This window comes from Sinimarinibacterium arenosum (assembly GCF_005047655.1).
Classification (GTDB): domain Bacteria; phylum Pseudomonadota; class Gammaproteobacteria; order Nevskiales; family Nevskiaceae; genus Solimonas.
Genome location: NZ_SUKF01000002.1, coordinates 125,122 through 141,334, shown reverse-complemented (window position 1 = coordinate 141,334; position 16,213 = coordinate 125,122). Strand labels below are relative to the sequence as shown.

Below are 16,213 nucleotides of genomic sequence, written 5' to 3'. Positions count from 1 at the left end.
CTCCAAACAATTCCCGACCGATGTTCGACAAGATCCTGATCGCCAATCGCGGCGAGATCGCCTGCCGCGTGATCAAGACCTGCCGGCGCCTGGGCATCCGCACGGTTGCGGTGTTTTCCGAAGCCGATCGCCACGCGCGGCATGTGCGGCTGGCCGACGAGGCGATCTGCGTGGGCCCCGCGGCCGCGCGCGAGAGCTATCTGGTGGCCGAGCGCATCATCGAGGTGGCGCGTGCGACCGGTGCACAGGCGATCCATCCGGGCTACGGCTTTCTGTCCGAGAACGAAGCCTTCGCCGAAGCCTGCGCGGCCGCGGACATCGTCTTCATCGGTCCGCCGGTGGCAGCCATTCATGCGATGGGCTCGAAGTCCGCGGCCAAGGCGTTGATGGCCCAGGCCGGCGTGCCGCTGGTGCCGGGCTATCACGGCGACGACCAGACGCCGGCATTGCTGCAGCAGCAGGCCGATGCGATCGGCTATCCGGTGCTGATCAAGGCCAGTGCCGGCGGTGGCGGCAAGGGCATGCGCGTGGTCGAGCGCAGTGAGGATTTCGCCGCGGCGCTGGCCTCATGCCAGCGTGAGGCGGCGTCGAGCTTCGGCGACGATCGCGTGCTGATCGAGAAGTATCTGCTCGAGCCGCGTCACGTCGAGATCCAGGTCTTCGGCGACACGCAGGGGACCGTCGTGCACCTGTTCGAGCGCGACTGTTCGCTGCAGCGTCGCCATCAGAAGGTGGTCGAGGAAGCGCCGGCGCCGGGCATGAGTGCCGAGCGCCGTGCGGCGATGGGCAAGGCTGCGGTCGACGCCGCGCGCGCGGTCGGCTACGTCGGTGCCGGCACGGTGGAGTTCATCGTCGACCGCTCCGGCGCGTTCTTCTTCATGGAAATGAACACGCGCCTGCAGGTTGAGCATCCGGTGACCGAGATGATCACCGGCCAGGATTTGGTCGAGTGGCAGCTGCGCGTCGCAGCGGGGCAACCGCTGCCGCTGACGCAGGACGAGCTGGCGATCCACGGGCACGCCATCGAGGTGCGCGTCTACGCCGAGGACGCCGACGCCGGCTTTCTGCCGTCGATCGGTCGGCTGCAGCATCTGGGCATGCCGCGCGAGAGCGCGCATGTGCGCATCGACACCGGTGTCGAGCAGGGCGACGAGATCACGCCGTACTACGATCCGATGATCGCCAAGCTGATCGTCTGGGACGAGTCGCGTCCACGCGCATTGCAGCGCATGGCGCAGGCGCTGATGCAATGCCGCATCGTCGGCGTCACGGCGAACATCGGCTTTCTCGAACGCCTGGTGACGCATCCGGCTTTCGTCGAGGGCCAGTTCGACACCGGCCTGATCGGGCGCCAGCTCGCGCAGCTGTGCCCGCCGACGCAGGCGGCTGCGGAAACCGCATGGCAGCTGGCCGCCCTGGCGCAGCTGCTGGACGAGCAGGCGCGCAGCGACGTGGCGTCCCCCTGGCATGCCGACGGTTGGCGCATGAACGGCGCGCAGACCCGGACGCTGACGCTGCTCAATGGTGGCGAAGAGCGCTCGATCCAGGTCGACTACGCGGCGCAGGGCTACGTGCTGACTCTGGACGGGCGCCGCTGCGCGGTGCGCGGTGAGCGCCGCGATGACGGCCAGCTGCTGGCCGAGCTTGACGGACAACCGCAGTTCGCGACGGTGGTGCGGGACGGTGAGCGCCTGCATGTGTTCACGGACGCGATCCACGGTGCGGTATTCACCGTAATCGATCCGCTGGCGCATGCCGGCGAGGACAGCGACGCGCACGGCGGACTGGTGTCGCCGATGCCCGGCAAGATCGTCGCGCTGCTGGCCGAAGTCGGTGTGCCGGTCGACAAGGGTGCGCCGCTGCTGGTGCTGGAGGCGATGAAGATGGAGCACACCATCACCGCGCCGTCAGCCGGTGTCGTGCGCTCGTTCCGCTATCCGGTTGGCGAGCAGGTCGCCGGCGGTGCCGAGTTGCTGGAGTTCGAGGCGTCCGCCTGACTCAGGCGGACGGATCGTCGCCCGGAACTTCCGGCAACTGCGGTGCGCGTGGCTTGTAGGTCAGGTCCAGCGTGTGCGTGACGAACTGGCGGTTGTTGGCGCGATCGGCAAAGAAGTGCTTGAGGCTGTGCCAGATCGTCGGGAAGGCGATTTCGTCCCAAGGGATCTCGTCTTCGCGCATCAACACGACTTCCGAGCTTTCAGGCGTCGGGCCGTGGTGATCAGTCAGCATGCGGCCGCAGTGAATCATGTAGACCTGGCTGACATAGGGCACGTTGATGACCATCAGCAAGGTGTCGACGTCGACTTCGGCCAGGGACTCCTCACGCGCTTCGCGTGCGGCGCCGGCTGCGCTGGTCTCATTCATTTCCATGAATCCGGCCGGAAAGGTCCAAAGACCGAATCGGGGCTCGATATTGCGACGACACATCAGAATCCGGCCGTCCTGCCATTCGGGAATGACGCCGACAATGACCTTGGGATTGTGATACTGCACATGCCCGCAGCTCGGGCAAATATGGCGCGGCAGATGGTCGTCCGCGGGAATGCGGAACTCAACTGCGTGTCCGCAGGCGTTGCAGTAGCGAGTCTCTGGATTCATAGGCAATGTCTGTCATCTTCACTATAGCGCGACAGTGGATTCGCGCGCGGAAATCGGCGAACATTTTGCTCTGACTACAAACATAACCGCGCGCTTCGCGTATGGGGGACAGGATGAAAACGATCGGGGTGTGGGTATTGGGTCTGGCGCTGGCGGCGCCGGCATTTGCGCAAGATGCGGCCGGCGACAGCGCGGATTACCAGCAGGACAACAGCTATTCCGACGCGCAGGAAGGCAATAGCTTTTCGGATGAGTCGGTGACCGCGGAAGAAGCGCCGGCGTCGGATGCGATGGATGAGACGACCGATGCGGCAGCCAGCTCGGATGCGGCGACGGACGCGAGTGAAGCGGTGGCTGATGACGCCAGCGCGCCGTCCGATGCTGCGGACGCGAACAGTTTCAGCTCGGACGGATCCGACGCCAACAGCTTCAGCAACGATTCGGCTTCAACCGACGGCAGTGATGCCAACAGTTTCAGCAGCGACTCCGGTTCTGCTGACGGCAGCGATGCCAACAGCTTCAGCAGCGATACGGGAGACGGCAACAGCTTCTCGTCCGACGACAGCGGTAGCGGTACGGATGGCGGCTACGACGCTACAGAATCTGCGTCCGACGAGGGCAGTTACGGATCGGACGACAGTGGCACAGGCGAAGAAGAGGCCGCCGAGCCGATTCCGCTGTATCTGGGTGCGGACTATGCCTGGACAACGGCGTCGTTCTCCAACGATACGCTGAAGGCAAAGTTCGGTAGCGACCAGCTTGATTCAAACATGATCCGCGTGCGTGGCGGCGTGCGCATGTTCAAGAAGATCGGGCTGGAAGTGCAGTACGGCTTCGATGGGCAGGGCGCCGACGAAACCTCCAACGAGTACTCGACCGCCAACTTTTACGGTGTGTACCTCGTTCCGACCGGGGTATTGCTTGACTTCCTCGAGGTCGGCGCATCGATCGGCTACGCCAGCACCAAGCTCGAGCGTGGCAATGAATCCGAAACCTTGAGCGGGGCCAGCTTCGGCGTGAACTTTGAGCTGCCGGTGTTGACCACAGAGTCCTTTGATATCCGCATCGGCGGCGGTGGCACGGTCTACCGCGCGCAGCCGTCGGCACGAATCTATGGCTATCACGCCGGTGTGCGTATCGATTTCCGTATCTGATTGGATTTTGTTTGCAGGAAAAGGCGGCCTGCGGGCCGCCTTTTTTATGGGTTTGCAGGGTTGAGCGCGCGTTGTCGCAGTGTGCGTTTGGCCCTAGACTATGCGGCATTGAAGCGCAAGCCCGCCGCCGGCGGGCTTGTTTCGTTTGAGCAGCAGGAAGGAGTAGGAGAAGTCGCGATGTCCACGGTGTCCCGCAGTACCTTCGATCAGGTGATGGTCCCCAATTACGCGCCGGCAGCAGTCATCCCGGTGCGTGGACGCGGTTCGCGTCTGTGGGATCAGAACGATCGCGAGTACGTGGATCTGGCCGGCGGCATCGCGGTGACGTCGCTGGGGCATGCGCATCCCAAGCTGGTGGCAGCGCTGACCGAGCAGGCCGGAAAGCTGTGGCATCTGTCGAACGTGATGACCAACGAGCCGGCGCTGCAATTGGCTCAACGCCTGACGTCGCTGACCTTCGCCGAGCGCGTGTATCTGTGCAACTCCGGTGCGGAGGCCAATGAGGCGGCGTTCAAGCTCGTGCGGCGCTGGGGCAGTACTCTGTTTGGCGCGCACAAGCACACGATTGTTGCATTCGATAACGCGTTCCATGGACGCACCCTGTTTACGGTCAGTGTCGGGGGGCAGGCCAAGTACACCCAGGGCTTCGAGCCGCTGCCGGGCGGTATCGTGCATGTGCCGTTCAACGATCTGGCAGCGCTGGAAGCGGTGATGAACGACGGTGTCTGCGCCGTCGTGATGGAGCCGATCCAGGGTGAAGGCGGTGTGACGCCGGCAACGCAGGAATTTGCACGCGGCGTGCGCGCGTTGTGCGACAAGCATCAGGCGCTGCTGGTCTATGACGAAGTGCAGACCGGCAACGGTCGCACCGGCAAGTTGTTTGCCTACGAGCACTACGGCGTGACGCCGGATGTGCTGACGACGGCCAAGGGTATGGGCGGCGGCTTCCCGGTCGGGGCGATGCTGACAACGGCGAAGATTGCTGAAGCGCTGGCTTTCGGCACGCATGGATCTACTTACGGCGGCAACCCGCTGGCAGGTGCGGTCGCCGATGCCGTACTTGAGGAAATCTCGAAGCCGGAACTGCTGGCGAATGTCGAGGCGCGATCGCAGCAGCTGCGCGCGGGACTCGAGGTCCTGGCGCAACGCCACGGCCTGTTCGGGGCCCCGCGTGGTATGGGGCTGCTGCTCGGCGCGCCGTTGGTCGAGTCCTGGAACGGACGGGCCAAGGACATCGTCAATGCCGGACTGGCCGAAGGCCTGTGGATGCTGGTGGCAGGCCCGAACGTGCTGCGCTTTGCACCGGCATTGAACATCACCGAGGCCGACGTGGTGGAAGGGCTGGCGCGGCTGGATCGGGCGTGCGCTGCGCTGGCCCGGCAAGGGTAGTGCACTGAAGCTGGTTGAATTGGAGCCGCGCAATCGTTGCGCGGCTCTTTTCATTTGGGCTAGTCGAGCAGATTGCTAAGTGGACGGGTCCACGTTGCTGCACTCGGAGGACTACGTGAGTCCGGCGCTTCCGCGGCCCCTTTGATGTGACGTGATCAGCGCTGCAGCGGCCACCAGATGCTTTCGCCGCGGAAGGACAGCACGATGCCATCGGTTTCGATCGACACCAGTTCAGGCCCGGCCTCCAGCGTGCTGCCTTCGCTATAGCGGCGACCGTCAACCAGCACCCAGCGGCGTTGCGGGTCGTCGTCGTAAACGTGTACCTGAATCGTCAGCGACGGAAACTGTGCCCGGTAGGCCGCCGGCATGTCGCGCAGCTGAGGCTCGGAATGGATAAGCGAATCGTCTTGAGTGCCGGCGGCGGGCTGCTGCGCCAGCGCGGAGGCGAACGCCGCCGGATCCAGTGTCGGTGTCTGGCGACGTTGTGCTGCGCGCGAGGGCGTGGTGCCCGGCTCGGCTTCGGGTTGCCAGTCCGACGAGGCGTCATAGGGGCTGGCATACAGCGGCGCGATGTCGTCCAGGCTGGCGTAGGCATCCGGATCGACGCTGCTGTCCGGTTCCGTTGCGGGTTCAGGGGCGGGTTCAGGAATGCCAGACGTGGTGGAGCCGTTCGGTGAAGTCCTGTCGACGGGCATCTCAACCGATGCCGGTGCGACGGCCGCGGCGGCCGTTTGCGGTGGCGGGCTCTGTATCTGCGCAGGCGGAGGCGATGCCGGCTTCGTCACCGGGCGGCGTTGTGCAGCGGGCTTTGCCAGTGCCGGAACGGGGGTGGCCGCCGCCGCGGTCGCGGTGGGGGCGGGCGCTGTCAGCCCCAGCACTGAGCGCAACAACCACATGGCGAGGGCAGCACCGGCCAGGAATACGGTCAGGTTGATCAGCACCAACGTCGTCATCGGCAGCGGTCGGCGCATCCGCGTGTCGCGGTTGTGCGCGTCGCCGCGGCCTGCGACGGGTGTCGTGCTGCGCTCGGAATCGGCGCGACGCAAGGCTTCGAGGATCAGGCTCATTCCAGCCCCGAGGTCAGTCGTGGAGTGTCGGGCTGTTCATCGCCCAGCTCGATCAGGGTGCGAGTGCCGACCACGCCGTCCGCGGTCAGACCACGCTCCTGTTGAAAGCGTCGGACTGCGGCGTCCAGCGCCGCGCTGTAGCGACCCGGCGCGTCTGCGCCGGGGTCAAGAAACCCGAGTTCGTTCAGGCGCTGCTGCAGCCATTCGACATCCGGACCCGAATCACTGGAATACAGCGTGGTCTTGTGCGTCTCGCGACGCCAGAGCACCAGATACTCGCCGGTCCACAGCGGCGTCAGCTCGCTGATCGGCACGCGCTTGGCACCCTCGGCGGTCTCGAGAATTGCGTAAGTCTTGCCCAGTGACTGCAGCAGAAAGTAGCGGATTTCGCCGCCGGGCAACTTCAGCGTGATCACGGCGGGACGATCAACCTGATACAGCGCATCCCAGTCGCCGCGTGTGCGGAAGCACTCCAGCCCCTGGGTGTGCAGTGCATCGCACAAATCGGTGCCGAGATCGCGAATCGACGCCGCGCTCCACAGGTGGGTCAGGCGGGACATCACGACGGCCAGTGGTTGCGCAGCGCGTGCCAGCTCATCAACGGAAGTGACCGGGAGTCCGCGCTGCTGTTGTACCGGCAGCGTGGCTTCGGGCACGGGTTCAACGGTGGCCGGCAGCAGTTCAACCTTGTCGGGCTCAGCCTCCGGTTGGTTCGGAGTGTCTGCTGCCGGATCGTGTTCGGGAACGGGAGCGGTTTCGATGGGCAGCGCGGCGGTCGTGGCCGCCGCAGGGACAGCGGCTTCGCTGCTTGCGGCCGGCTGAGTTTCTGCCCGGGGCCAGAAGGTGGTGGCAAACAGCATCGTGCAGACCACCAGAGCCAGTAGCCAGCCGGTTTCGATGATGCGCCAGCGGATATGCGCCTTGGGATCGAATACATGGGGCAGCTCGCCCATCACCTCGCGCGCGGCGGTGCGAATCATTTCCGGCGTGACGACAAAGCTCTGCGCTGCATAAGCGCCCAGCAGCGCGCGGTCGCAGATGATGTTGATCAGCCGCGGAATGCCTTGCGAGTAGCGGTGAACCAGCGCCAGCGCCTTGGGCATGAAGATCTGCGTGCGCGCGCCGGCAATCTGCAGGCGATGTTCGATGTACTCGCGGGTTTCCGCCGGACTCAGCGGCATCAGGTGGTAGCGCGCGGTGATGCGGCTGGACAGCTGGCGCAGATCGGGCCGTGCCAGCAATGCCGAAAGCTCCGGCTGGCCGACCAGGATGATGCGCAGCAGCTTTTCCTTCGGCGTCTCCAGATTCGTCAGCAGGCGCACCTGCTCGAGGACCGACGGCTGCAGGTTCTGCGCTTCGTCGATGATCAGGACGGTGCGCCGCCCGGCGGCATGAACTTTCAGCAGATGCGCGTTGAGCGCATCGACCAGACCCTTGAGTGTCGCGTTCTGGTCCGAGTAGGGCACGTGCAGTTCGTCGCAGATCGTATGCACGAACTCCAGCTCGCCCTGGCGCGGATTGTGGATCAGCGCGACCTCGACGTCCGGCAGATGCTGCGCGAGCAGTGCCCGCACGATCGTGGTCTTGCCGGTGCCGACCTCGCCAGTGAGCTGGACGAAACCGCCGTACTGGCCGGTGCCGAACAGCAGATGTCCCAACGCCTCCTGATGGCGCGGGGACATGTAGAGATACGCCGGATCCGGGGTGATCGAAAACGGCATCTCGCGAAGGCGGAAATGCTCTGCGTACACGGTGGGTGTCGAGCCTTGTGGTCGCGTGGCGAATGGACTGCGGGCGAGTATACCGGCTCGCCTCAGCGCGTCAGCAGCATGTCGACATGGGGAATGTCGTCTTCCAGGTAGGGGTCCGAGATCGGCGCGAAGCCCAGCGAGGCATAGAACGCCTGCAGGTGCTGCTGGCCCGACAGGAATACCGACTGGCCCGGGTAGCGGAGTGCGCAGTGGCGCAGGCCCTCCAGCATCAGGCGCCGGCCCAGGCCGGTGCCGCGCTGTGGCGCCGCGACGACCAGCCGGCCCAGTGCCGGCGTAGCCGACTTGAGGCCCGGCGGCAGCAGGCGCAGATAGCCGTCCACGCGACCGTCGGTGGTGCGCGCGCTGAGGTGCTCGCACTGCGGGTCGAGCCCGTCCATGTCCGAATAGGGGCACTGCTGTTCGACCACGAAGATGTCGGAACGCAGTTTCAGGCAGGCATACAGCAGGTCCGGGCTGAACTGCGCCCACGGGGTCCATTGAAGCTCGATGGTTTCGGTCACGCGGATCAGTTGCGTTGAAAGTCGTAGATGCTGCCGAGATTGAGAATGCGCGTCAGCGCGTCCAGCGCGGTCCGGCTTTCCTCCAGCAGCTGCGGATCGGCCAGGTCGTCCAGGGTCAGGTGCTCGCGGTAGTGCTTCTCGGCCCAGGCCAGCAGATCGGTATAGCGCTTGCTGGTCAGCCAGCTGCCGGGGCTGACCGCGGCACGCGCGTCTTCGCTGAGCACCACGCGCAGGCGCAGGCAGGCCGGCCCGCCACCGTTGTTCATCGACTGGCGCAGATCGAGGACGTCAACGCCGGCGATCGGGTTGGCCGCATCGTCAATGATCTTCTGCACCGTCGCCCAGGCGCGGGGATGGTCGCGGCATTCGCGCGCGACGATCATCCGCATTGAATCGTCGGCGGTGCATATCAGTTGAGAGTTGAACAGATAGGCGTCGACGGCATCGCGCACGCTCAGCTCGGCTTCGGGCACCTCGATAAAGACCGGACGACGGCGGCCGCGAAAATGGGTGCTGATCCAGCTGCGCATCTGTTTCGAGTCGACGAAGGCCTGTTCGTGGAACAGCAGCACTTCGCGATTGCCGACAGCGATGACGTCATTGTGAAACACGCCCTGGTCGATCGCGTCCGGGTGCTGCTGCACCAGCAGTGCACGGTTGCGTGGCAGTTCGTGCATGCGGATCAGCGCTTCGCTGGCGGTGCGCGTCTGCCGCGCCGGATAGCGCTGCGGTCCGGGCTGGTCGTCGGCGTCGCGGCCGTACACGAACAGCTCCAGGCCGGGTTCGTCGTAGTCCGCGCACAGGCGCGTGTGGTTGGCCGCCCCCTCGTCGCCGAGCATGGGCGTGGACGGCAGGGCCGGGTGATGCACGAAATGGCTCGGGTCCGGGAAGACCGCCTTGAGTATCCGCGCGGTGGTTTCGGTCTCGATCGCCCGGTGCAGGTGCGTGCACAGGTTCGCCGGCGTGAAGTGCACGCGGCCGTCGCCGGTGTCGGCGGCGGGCGACACGGTCGCCGCGTTGGCGGTCCACATCGCGGACGCCGAGCTGGCGCTGGCCAGTAGCGCGGGTGACTGTTGACGCACCTTGTCGAGGATCTGCGCATCGGTGCCGGAAAAGCCCAGTCGCCGCAGCAGCGGCAGATAGGGGCGTTCCTGAGGGGGCAGCACGCCCTGGTGCAGGCCCAGATCGCGCATCTTGCGCATCTTCTTCAGGCCCTGGATGACGGCCTCGCGCGGATTCGACGGGCGCTCGGCGCTGCGCGCCGACGCGACATTGCCAAACGACAGGCCGGCGTAGTTATGCGTCGGTCCGACCAGACCGTCGAAGTTCGCCTCCTGCGTGCCGCTGAGTTTGACTGCCCCCATGCCGTCCCCTCATTACATGCGTATGCCGGGCGGCAAGGTCGCAGGCCGGCTGGAGTGCGGCGCGAGCGCACTGGCGACAGGATAAGCGCAATAGTCGGCCGCGTAGAAGGCACTGGCGCGGTGATTGCCGCTGCCCTTGATGCCGCCGAAGGGAAAACTCCCCGAGGCGCCGGTGGTCGGACGGTTCCAGTTGACGATGCCGGCGCGTGAACGGCGCCAGAAGCGCCGGTAGTCGTCCTCGTCGTCCGACAGCAGGCCGGCCGACAGGCCGTAGCGGGTGTTGTTGGCCTCGCGCATCGCGCTGTCGAAGTCCGCATAGCGGCGTAGCTGCAGCAGCGGGCCGAAGACTTCCTCGTCCGGAATCCCGGTGATGTCGGTGACGTCGACGATGCCCGGGCTGACGAATGCGGGGCCGGCGGCCATGCGCTGCGCCGGCAGGATCGCCTGCGCACCCTTTTGCAGCCATTGTGTCTGTGCGGCCAGCACCAGCTCCGCTGCGCGGGGGCCGATCAGAGGGCCCATGTAGGGTGCCGGATCGGCATTCCAGGCACCGACGGCCAGTGTGCCGCTGACCTCGGCCAGACGCTGGACCAGCTGATCGCCCCAGGCGCCGTCCGGCACCAGCAGGCGCCGCGCGCAGGTGCAGCGTTGGCCGCTGGTGATGAACGCGGACTGGATGATGTCGAGGACCGCCGCGTCGAGATCGGCGACTTCGCGCACGATCAGCGGATTGTTGCCGCCCATTTCCAGCGCGAGGATGCGGGCGGTATCGCCGGAAAACTGCTGGTGCAGCAGCGCGCCGGTGCGCGAGCTGCCGGTGAAGTAGAGGCCGTCGAGTTCCGCGTGCGCGGCGATCGCCTCGCCGGTGGCGCGCTCGCCATGGACCAGATTCAACACGCCCGGCGGCAGACCGGCGCGTTGCCAGAGCTGAACGGTCAGTTCCGCCACTGCCGGCGTCTGCTCGCTGGGTTTGAACAGCACGGTATTGCCGGCCAGCAGGGCGGGGACGATGTGGCCATTGGGCAGATGGCCCGGAAAGTTGTACGGCCCGAAGACCGCGACCACGCCGTGGGGCTTGTGGCGTAGCTCGTGACGGCCGAAGTCGGTGGTGTGAACCGTGTCACCGGTGCGCTGTTGCCAGGCGCGGATCGAGATCTCGACCTTGCCGATCATCGCGGCGACTTCGGTGCGCGCCTCCCACAGCGGTTTGCCGACTTCCTCTGCGATCAGTGCCGACAGCGCCTCACGCTCACTTTCAAGCTGCTGCGCAAAGGCACGCGCCAGCGCTGCGCGCGCCTCGAAGTCCAGATCAGCCCAGGCCTCGAAGGCTGAGCGTGCAGCCTTGAAGGCGTCGTCGACATCCCCAGCGTCGGCTGCCGCGCCCGACCACAGCGAATGCTGGTCATGCGGTGCGCGGCTGTCGAAGCGGGCGCCACGACCGTCGCGCCAGTGTCCGGCGATGAACAGCTGTCCGCTCGGCATGTGAGCCTCCTTGAATAGATGCGACGTGAATTCGGCTTATTGCAGTGCTGCGACCCGCACGATGTCATCGTTGTCGACGCCGAGCGCGGCTGCCAGTTCACGACTGATGTGTGCATGGTCCCGGCGTGAAGACAGCGGCGCGAGCGCGCAGCGGAAGTCATTCAGCTTGGCGTTGCTGATCAAGGTCGGGCTTGCCGGGCTATCGGGAGGATGGGCATCGGTGCGCACCCGCAGTAGTCGCGATCGGCGAATCGAACGGATTTCGCCGATTGGCGCCTCGACCGCCGGGCCGCCGTCGAAGATGTCGATGTAGTTCTGATAGCGGAAGCCTTCCTGTTCCAGCAGCTTCAGCGCTGGTGCGGTCTGCGAATGCACGCGTCCCAGCACGCTCTGCGCTTCTTCCGGCAGCAGCACCGTGTAGATCGGATGCTTGGGCATCAGCTCGGCGATGCAGGCCTTGTTGCCCTGACCGACGATGTGTTCGGCGGCTTCGTACTCGATGTTGAAGAAATGTCGTCCCAGACCTTCCCAGAACGGCGAGCGTCCGTGTTCATCGGAGACGCCGCGCATCTCGGCGATGACCTTGTGCGAGAAGCGCGACATGAAGCTCGCCATGAACAGGAAGCGCGACTTCGACAGCAGATGGCCGACGCCCGCGGCGCGGAAATGCGGGCACAGGTACAGCGAGCACAGCACGCTGGTGCCGGTGAGATCGTTGGACAGATACAGCGTCGGAACACGCGCATAGACACCGAGCTCGTTGCTGGCATGCACGGTCAAGCCGACGTGGTAGTTGTAGAACGGTTCGTCCAGGCCGCACGCCGCTTCGATCGCACAGCAGCCACCGATCTCGCCGCTGTCGGTTTCTTCCAGCACGAACATGTAACGCTGATGTCCGGGTTGCTGCACATCGCCGTCAAAGGACAGCAGCGAGCGCTCGATCTTGTTCAGCAGGTTGTTGCGCTGTGGCGGCAGCGAGGTGAAGCCGGCGCCGGCGTTACGCGCCATCTGCAGCAGGGCGTCCAGGTCATCCAGCGCAATCGGGCGGATCACTTTCATTGTCCCTGCATCCTTGGAGGTATCAGTGACGCGTGGAGGTTCAGGACCATGACAGATCTCCGCTCGCGTAGCGCAACAGCAACAGCGCCGAGACCTGGGCTCGTTCACTCAGGCTGGAAATTCGCATGCGCTCGCCGTCCGAATGGATGTCGCTGCCGACTACGCCGAGATTGTCCAGATTCGGCAGGCCGTGCGCGGCCAGGTTGTTGCCGTCGCAGCAGCCGCCGGTTGGCGAAAATTGCACGTGGATGCCGAGTTGCCGGCCACAATCGCCGATCTGATCCATCAGTCTCTGCATGCCTGCGTCGACGACCTTGGGCGGTCGCGTGAAGCCGCCACGAACGTCAATGCGGATGCCGTCGGTGCTGATGTCCTGCACGATCTGCTGCAATTGTGACGTGACCCAGGCCGCGTCTTCGGGTTCCCGGGTGCGGACATTGAATTTGAAGACGCATAAATCCGGCACGACGTTCGGCGCACCGCCGCCGCGGACGAAGCCTGGGTTGAAGGTGACGCCCTGGCGCTGGCCGTTGAGCCTGTCGACCGCGCGGATCGCCTCGGCGGCAGCGCGCAGGGCGTTGCGACCGAGCTCCGGATTGCGGCCGGCATGGGCAGCGCGGCCATGGACCACGAGATCGAAATTGCCGCTGCCCTTGCGCGCCGATGCCAGACCGCCGTCAGGGAACGAGGGTTCGTAGATCAGTCCGAACTGATTGCGCCTGGCGGCCTGCTGCAGCAATGGATCTGAGCCGGCGGAGCCGATTTCCTCGTCCGGGTTCAGCAGCACCTCCCAGCCGATGCGCTCGCGCCAGGGGCTGCGTTCCAGCGCGGCCAGCGCGGCCCACATCACCATCAGGCCGCCTTTGAGATCGGCGACGCCCGGTCCGTGCAAAGTGTCGTCATTCTCGATCCGTGCGTGCTGGAACGGATGCTCCGGGCCGAACACGGTATCCAGGTGGCCGCCAAGAAAGACCTGCAGCGGTGCGTGCGGCCGCTGGCGCAACCGCAGTGCGGGACCGACAGCGCGCTCACGCAGGCTGCCGTCTTCGGCGGTCAGCTTGGCAGCGGGCAGCTCTATCCATTCGTGCCTGCAGCCGAGCGGTACAAAGCGCTGCAGCATCTGCTCGCCAACCGCGCGCACACCGGCGGCGTTATAGCTGCCGGAGTTCTGTTGCGACAGCTGCAGCACGGCGTCGCGCATTGCGGGAAGCTGCGCGTCGATCGCCTGCAGATAGGGGCGAAACTCCTCTCGCATCGTTTTCAGCTTGCCTGTAATGTTCTGAGTCTAATCCTGACTTGTGAACGATTTCCCGCGCATGAGGAAAATCCTGGGGGCGCTGTTGGCGCTCGCGATGGCTGCGCCGTCTTGGGTCATGGCGTCCGATCAGGCGCTGTGGGAAAAATCGACGCTGCACGAAATCCTGCAGCGCGGCGAGCTGCGGGTCGGTCTCGAAGCGGGCTACATGCCGTTCGAGATGCGCGACAAGAAGGGCAACATCATCGGCTTCGACGTCGACCTGGCACGGTTGATGGCCAAGACCATGGGGGTCGAGCTGAAGCTGGTCAATACCCAGTGGGACGGCATCATTCCGGCGTTGCTGACCGAGAAATTCGACATCCTGCTGGGCGGCATGACGATCACGCCGGAACGCAATCTGCAGATCAACTTCAGTGATCCCTACATCGTCATCGGCCAGACCGTACTGCTGAACCGCAAGCTTGCCGGGACGGTGACGAACTACGCCCAGCTGAATGATCCGAAGTACACGATTGCGACAAAGCTCGGCACCACCGGCGACATCGCTGCTAGGCGCTACCTTCCCAATGCGCGCATTCACAATTACGAAAGCGAAGTCGACGCCATGATCGAAGTGCGCAATGGTCGGGCGGATGCCTTTGTCTACGATCAACCGTATAACCTCGTCTACTCGGCGCAGTTTCCCGATCAGGTCGTGCATCTGTCGGAGCCATTTACGCGCGAGTCGCTGGGTTGGGGGGTGCGCAAGGGTGATCCGGATTTCCTCAACTGGCTGAACAATTTCCTTCGGCAGATCCGGGACGATGGCGTCTACGATGCGCTGTACAAGAAGTGGTTCGAAAACACCGTCTGGCTGAAGAACGTCACCGGTTGAGGCGCGGCGCATGACTCCGAAGGTGTCGCGACTGAGCTGGATCGCCCTGTATGTGCTGCTGCTCGCAGCCTTCGGCGCGGGGATTTATATCGCGGGCAAGCGCGTCGACTACAGCTGGCATTGGGAGCGGATTCCACAATACATCGTCAGTTTCGATGGCGAGGAAATTCAGGCGCCATTTGACGGATTCGTGAGTCTGGCCGACGACGGCAAGAGTATTCACCTGCAGGCATTGCGGACCGCGGAGTCGGCCAAGTTCGCGGAGTTCGACCGGATCAATGTTGGCGATGGCGATCTGGTCTTTGAAGGGGATGTGCTGGCGATCAAGGCCGGCATCAGTGCCGGTCCTTTGACCTGGGGACTGTGGCTGACCCTGAAACTGTCAGCCGTGTCCCTGCTGTTCGCTTTGGTCATTGGTGTCGTTACCGGCCTTGGCCGGGTGGCGCAGAATCCCGCGGCGCGGGCCGCTGCGGCGACGTATGTGGAGGTCATTCGCGGTACGCCGCTGCTGGTGCAGATCTTCATCTTCTATTTCTTCGTCGGCACCGTGATGAACCTGTCCGCGTTCACCGCCGGTGTCGCGGCATTGGCCGTGTTCACAGGCGCCTATGTGGCGGAAATCGTGCGTGCCGGCATCGAGGCAGTGCCGCGGGGTCAGATGGAGGCGGCGCGCAGCTTGGGGCTGAACTACGTGCAGGCCATGCGCCACATCATTCTGCCGCAGGCGCTGAAGAAATCACTGCCGTCACTGGCCGGGCAGTTCATCAATCTGATCAAGGACTCGTCTCTGGTCTCGGTGATGGCGCTGACCGATCTGACCAAGGCCGGACGCGAGGTCGTCAGTTCGACCTTCAGCCCGTTCGAAGTGTGGTTCACCGTGGCCGCGATGTACCTGCTGCTGACTGGAGCGCTGTCGCTGTGGGTGCGGCGACTGGAGCGGAGCATGGCGCATGACTGAACCCTTGATCGACGTGCGCGGGGTCAGCAAGGTCTATCCCAACGGCTTGCAGGCGCTGAAGAATGTCTCGCTCAGCGTCGAGCGCGGTGAGGTCATCTGTATCGTCGGGCCCAGTGGCTCCGGCAAATCGACGCTGCTGCGGACCCTGAACGCACTGGAGCCGATCAGCGCGGGCGAGGTCTTCGTGCTGGGTCATTCGGTGCATGCGCCGCGGACGGATCTGAACCGTCTGCGTGCCCAGGTCGGCATGGTGTTCCAGTCGTTCAATCTGTTTCCGCACAAGACTGTGCTGGAAAACCTGATGCTGGCGCCGCGGGCGGTATCGAAAGCGCAGCGTGAGGAATTGCACTCCCGCGCGCTGGCCCTACTGGACAAGGTCGGGTTGCGCGACAAGTGCGATTGTCATCCGGCGCAGCTGTCCGGCGGCCAGCAACAGCGCGTGGCGATCGCTCGCGCATTGGCGATGAATCCGGCGGTGATGCTGTTCGACGAGCCGACCAGCGCGCTGGATCCGGAAAAGGTCAATGAAGTGCTCGACGTCATGAAAGATCTGGCGGCTGAAGGCATGACCATGTGCGTGGTCACGCATGAAATGGGCTTTGCGCGCGCCGTTGCCGATCGCGTGATTTTCATGGAGGGTGGGGAAATCGGCTATGCCGATACACCGGATGGCTTCTTCGGCGATACCGCTCATCCGCGTCTGCGTGCATTTCTCGGGCAGGTGCTGAAAAGTTGATG

At 64.7% G+C, this 16,213-nt stretch carries 14 protein-coding genes; 6 read left to right on the top strand and 8 right to left on the bottom strand.

What is annotated here, in order from left to right:
• Positions 1-20: 20 nt before the first annotated feature.
• A complete protein-coding gene (locus E4T66_RS04155; RefSeq protein WP_136848054.1) occupies positions 21-1,997 on the top strand; it encodes an acetyl-CoA carboxylase biotin carboxylase subunit in 1,977 nt (658 codons plus the stop codon).
• Between the two features lies 1 nt (position 1,998).
• On the opposite strand, the gene E4T66_RS04150 is transcribed toward E4T66_RS04155, so the two are convergent.
• Positions 1,999-2,598, bottom strand: coding sequence for an NUDIX hydrolase (locus tag E4T66_RS04150; protein ID WP_136847650.1), 600 nt, complete (start codon positions 2,596-2,598; stop codon positions 1,999-2,001).
• A gap of 113 nt (positions 2,599-2,711) precedes the next feature.
• Here E4T66_RS04150 and E4T66_RS04145 point away from each other — a divergent pair, with 113 nt between their 5' ends.
• A complete protein-coding gene (locus tag E4T66_RS04145; protein ID WP_136847649.1) occupies positions 2,712-3,752 on the top strand; it encodes a hypothetical protein in 1,041 nt (346 codons plus the stop codon).
• A 177-nt stretch (positions 3,753-3,929) separates the two neighbouring features.
• Positions 3,930-5,141: an aspartate aminotransferase family protein gene (locus E4T66_RS04140; protein ID WP_136847648.1), complete on the top strand. Its 1,212-nt coding sequence runs from the start codon at positions 3,930-3,932 to the stop codon at positions 5,139-5,141.
• A 155-nt stretch (positions 5,142-5,296) separates the two neighbouring features.
• On the opposite strand, the gene E4T66_RS04135 is transcribed toward E4T66_RS04140, so the two are convergent.
• The 7 genes from E4T66_RS04135 to E4T66_RS04105 all read right to left on the bottom strand — a co-directional run bounded on the left by E4T66_RS04135 (position 5,297) and on the right by E4T66_RS04105 (position 13,640).
• Entirely contained in the window at positions 5,297-6,208 is a 912-nt protein-coding gene (locus E4T66_RS04135) for a general secretion pathway protein GspB (RefSeq protein WP_136847647.1), read from the bottom strand.
• Positions 6,205-7,959 (bottom strand): ExeA family protein, encoded by a 1,755-nt coding sequence (locus tag E4T66_RS04130; protein WP_136847646.1) that lies wholly within the window; start codon positions 7,957-7,959, stop codon positions 6,205-6,207. Before E4T66_RS04130 ends, E4T66_RS04135 begins: the two co-directional genes overlap by 4 nt.
• Before the next feature lie 62 nt (positions 7,960-8,021).
• A complete protein-coding gene (locus E4T66_RS04125; protein ID WP_248679424.1) occupies positions 8,022-8,480 on the bottom strand; it encodes a GNAT family N-acetyltransferase in 459 nt (152 codons plus the stop codon).
• A 5-nt stretch (positions 8,481-8,485) separates the two neighbouring features.
• Positions 8,486-9,844, bottom strand: a complete 1,359-nt coding sequence (gene astB, locus E4T66_RS04120; protein ID WP_136847645.1) for an N-succinylarginine dihydrolase — start codon at positions 9,842-9,844, stop codon at positions 8,486-8,488.
• A 12-nt stretch (positions 9,845-9,856) separates the two neighbouring features.
• Complete coding sequence (gene astD, locus E4T66_RS04115; protein WP_136847644.1) at positions 9,857-11,326, bottom strand: succinylglutamate-semialdehyde dehydrogenase; 1,470 nt, start codon at positions 11,324-11,326, stop codon at positions 9,857-9,859.
• Between the two features lie 36 nt (positions 11,327-11,362).
• A complete protein-coding gene (gene astA / locus E4T66_RS04110) occupies positions 11,363-12,385 on the bottom strand; it encodes an arginine N-succinyltransferase (RefSeq protein WP_136847643.1) in 1,023 nt (340 codons plus the stop codon).
• Positions 12,386-12,425: 40 nt separating this feature from the next.
• A complete protein-coding gene (locus E4T66_RS04105; protein WP_136847642.1) occupies positions 12,426-13,640 on the bottom strand; it encodes a hydrolase in 1,215 nt (404 codons plus the stop codon).
• A gap of 61 nt (positions 13,641-13,701) precedes the next feature.
• Here E4T66_RS04105 and E4T66_RS04100 point away from each other — a divergent pair, with 61 nt between their 5' ends.
• The 3 genes from E4T66_RS04100 to E4T66_RS04090 are packed head-to-tail and all read left to right on the top strand — an operon-like array spanning position 13,702 to position 16,211.
• Complete coding sequence (locus tag E4T66_RS04100) at positions 13,702-14,517, top strand: transporter substrate-binding domain-containing protein (protein ID WP_136847641.1); 816 nt, start codon at positions 13,702-13,704, stop codon at positions 14,515-14,517.
• Positions 14,518-14,527: 10 nt separating this feature from the next.
• On the top strand, positions 14,528-15,475 hold the full coding sequence (locus tag E4T66_RS04095; protein ID WP_136847640.1) for an amino acid ABC transporter permease: 948 nt from the start codon (positions 14,528-14,530) through the stop codon (positions 15,473-15,475).
• Positions 15,468-16,211 (top strand): amino acid ABC transporter ATP-binding protein, encoded by a 744-nt coding sequence (locus E4T66_RS04090; protein WP_211242753.1) that lies wholly within the window; start codon positions 15,468-15,470, stop codon positions 16,209-16,211. The genes E4T66_RS04095 and E4T66_RS04090 overlap by 8 nt, the downstream gene beginning before the upstream one ends.
• The last annotated feature ends 2 nt before the right edge of the window (positions 16,212-16,213 follow it).

Excerpts from the sequence above, each read along its gene's own strand:
- E4T66_RS04155 (WP_136848054.1), top strand. The coding sequence starts at position 21 with ATGTTCGACAAGATCCTGATCGCCAATCGCGGCGAGATCGCCTGCCGC.
- E4T66_RS04150 (WP_136847650.1), bottom strand. The coding sequence starts at position 2,598 with ATGAATCCAGAGACTCGCTACTGCAACGCCTGCGGACACGCAGTTGAG.
- E4T66_RS04145 (WP_136847649.1), top strand. The coding sequence starts at position 2,712 with ATGAAAACGATCGGGGTGTGGGTATTGGGTCTGGCGCTGGCGGCGCCG.
- E4T66_RS04140 (WP_136847648.1), top strand. The coding sequence starts at position 3,930 with ATGTCCACGGTGTCCCGCAGTACCTTCGATCAGGTGATGGTCCCCAAT.
- E4T66_RS04135 (WP_136847647.1), bottom strand. The coding sequence starts at position 6,208 with ATGAGCCTGATCCTCGAAGCCTTGCGTCGCGCCGATTCCGAGCGCAGC.
- astB (WP_136847645.1), bottom strand. The coding sequence starts at position 9,844 with ATGGGGGCAGTCAAACTCAGCGGCACGCAGGAGGCGAACTTCGACGGT.
- astD (WP_136847644.1), bottom strand. The coding sequence starts at position 11,326 with ATGCCGAGCGGACAGCTGTTCATCGCCGGACACTGGCGCGACGGTCGT.
- astA (WP_136847643.1), bottom strand. The coding sequence starts at position 12,385 with ATGAAAGTGATCCGCCCGATTGCGCTGGATGACCTGGACGCCCTGCTG.
- E4T66_RS04105 (WP_136847642.1), bottom strand. The coding sequence starts at position 13,640 with ATGCGAGAGGAGTTTCGCCCCTATCTGCAGGCGATCGACGCGCAGCTT.
- E4T66_RS04100 (WP_136847641.1), top strand. The coding sequence starts at position 13,702 with ATGAGGAAAATCCTGGGGGCGCTGTTGGCGCTCGCGATGGCTGCGCCG.
- E4T66_RS04095 (WP_136847640.1), top strand. The coding sequence starts at position 14,528 with ATGACTCCGAAGGTGTCGCGACTGAGCTGGATCGCCCTGTATGTGCTG.
- E4T66_RS04090 (WP_211242753.1), top strand. The coding sequence starts at position 15,468 with ATGACTGAACCCTTGATCGACGTGCGCGGGGTCAGCAAGGTCTATCCC.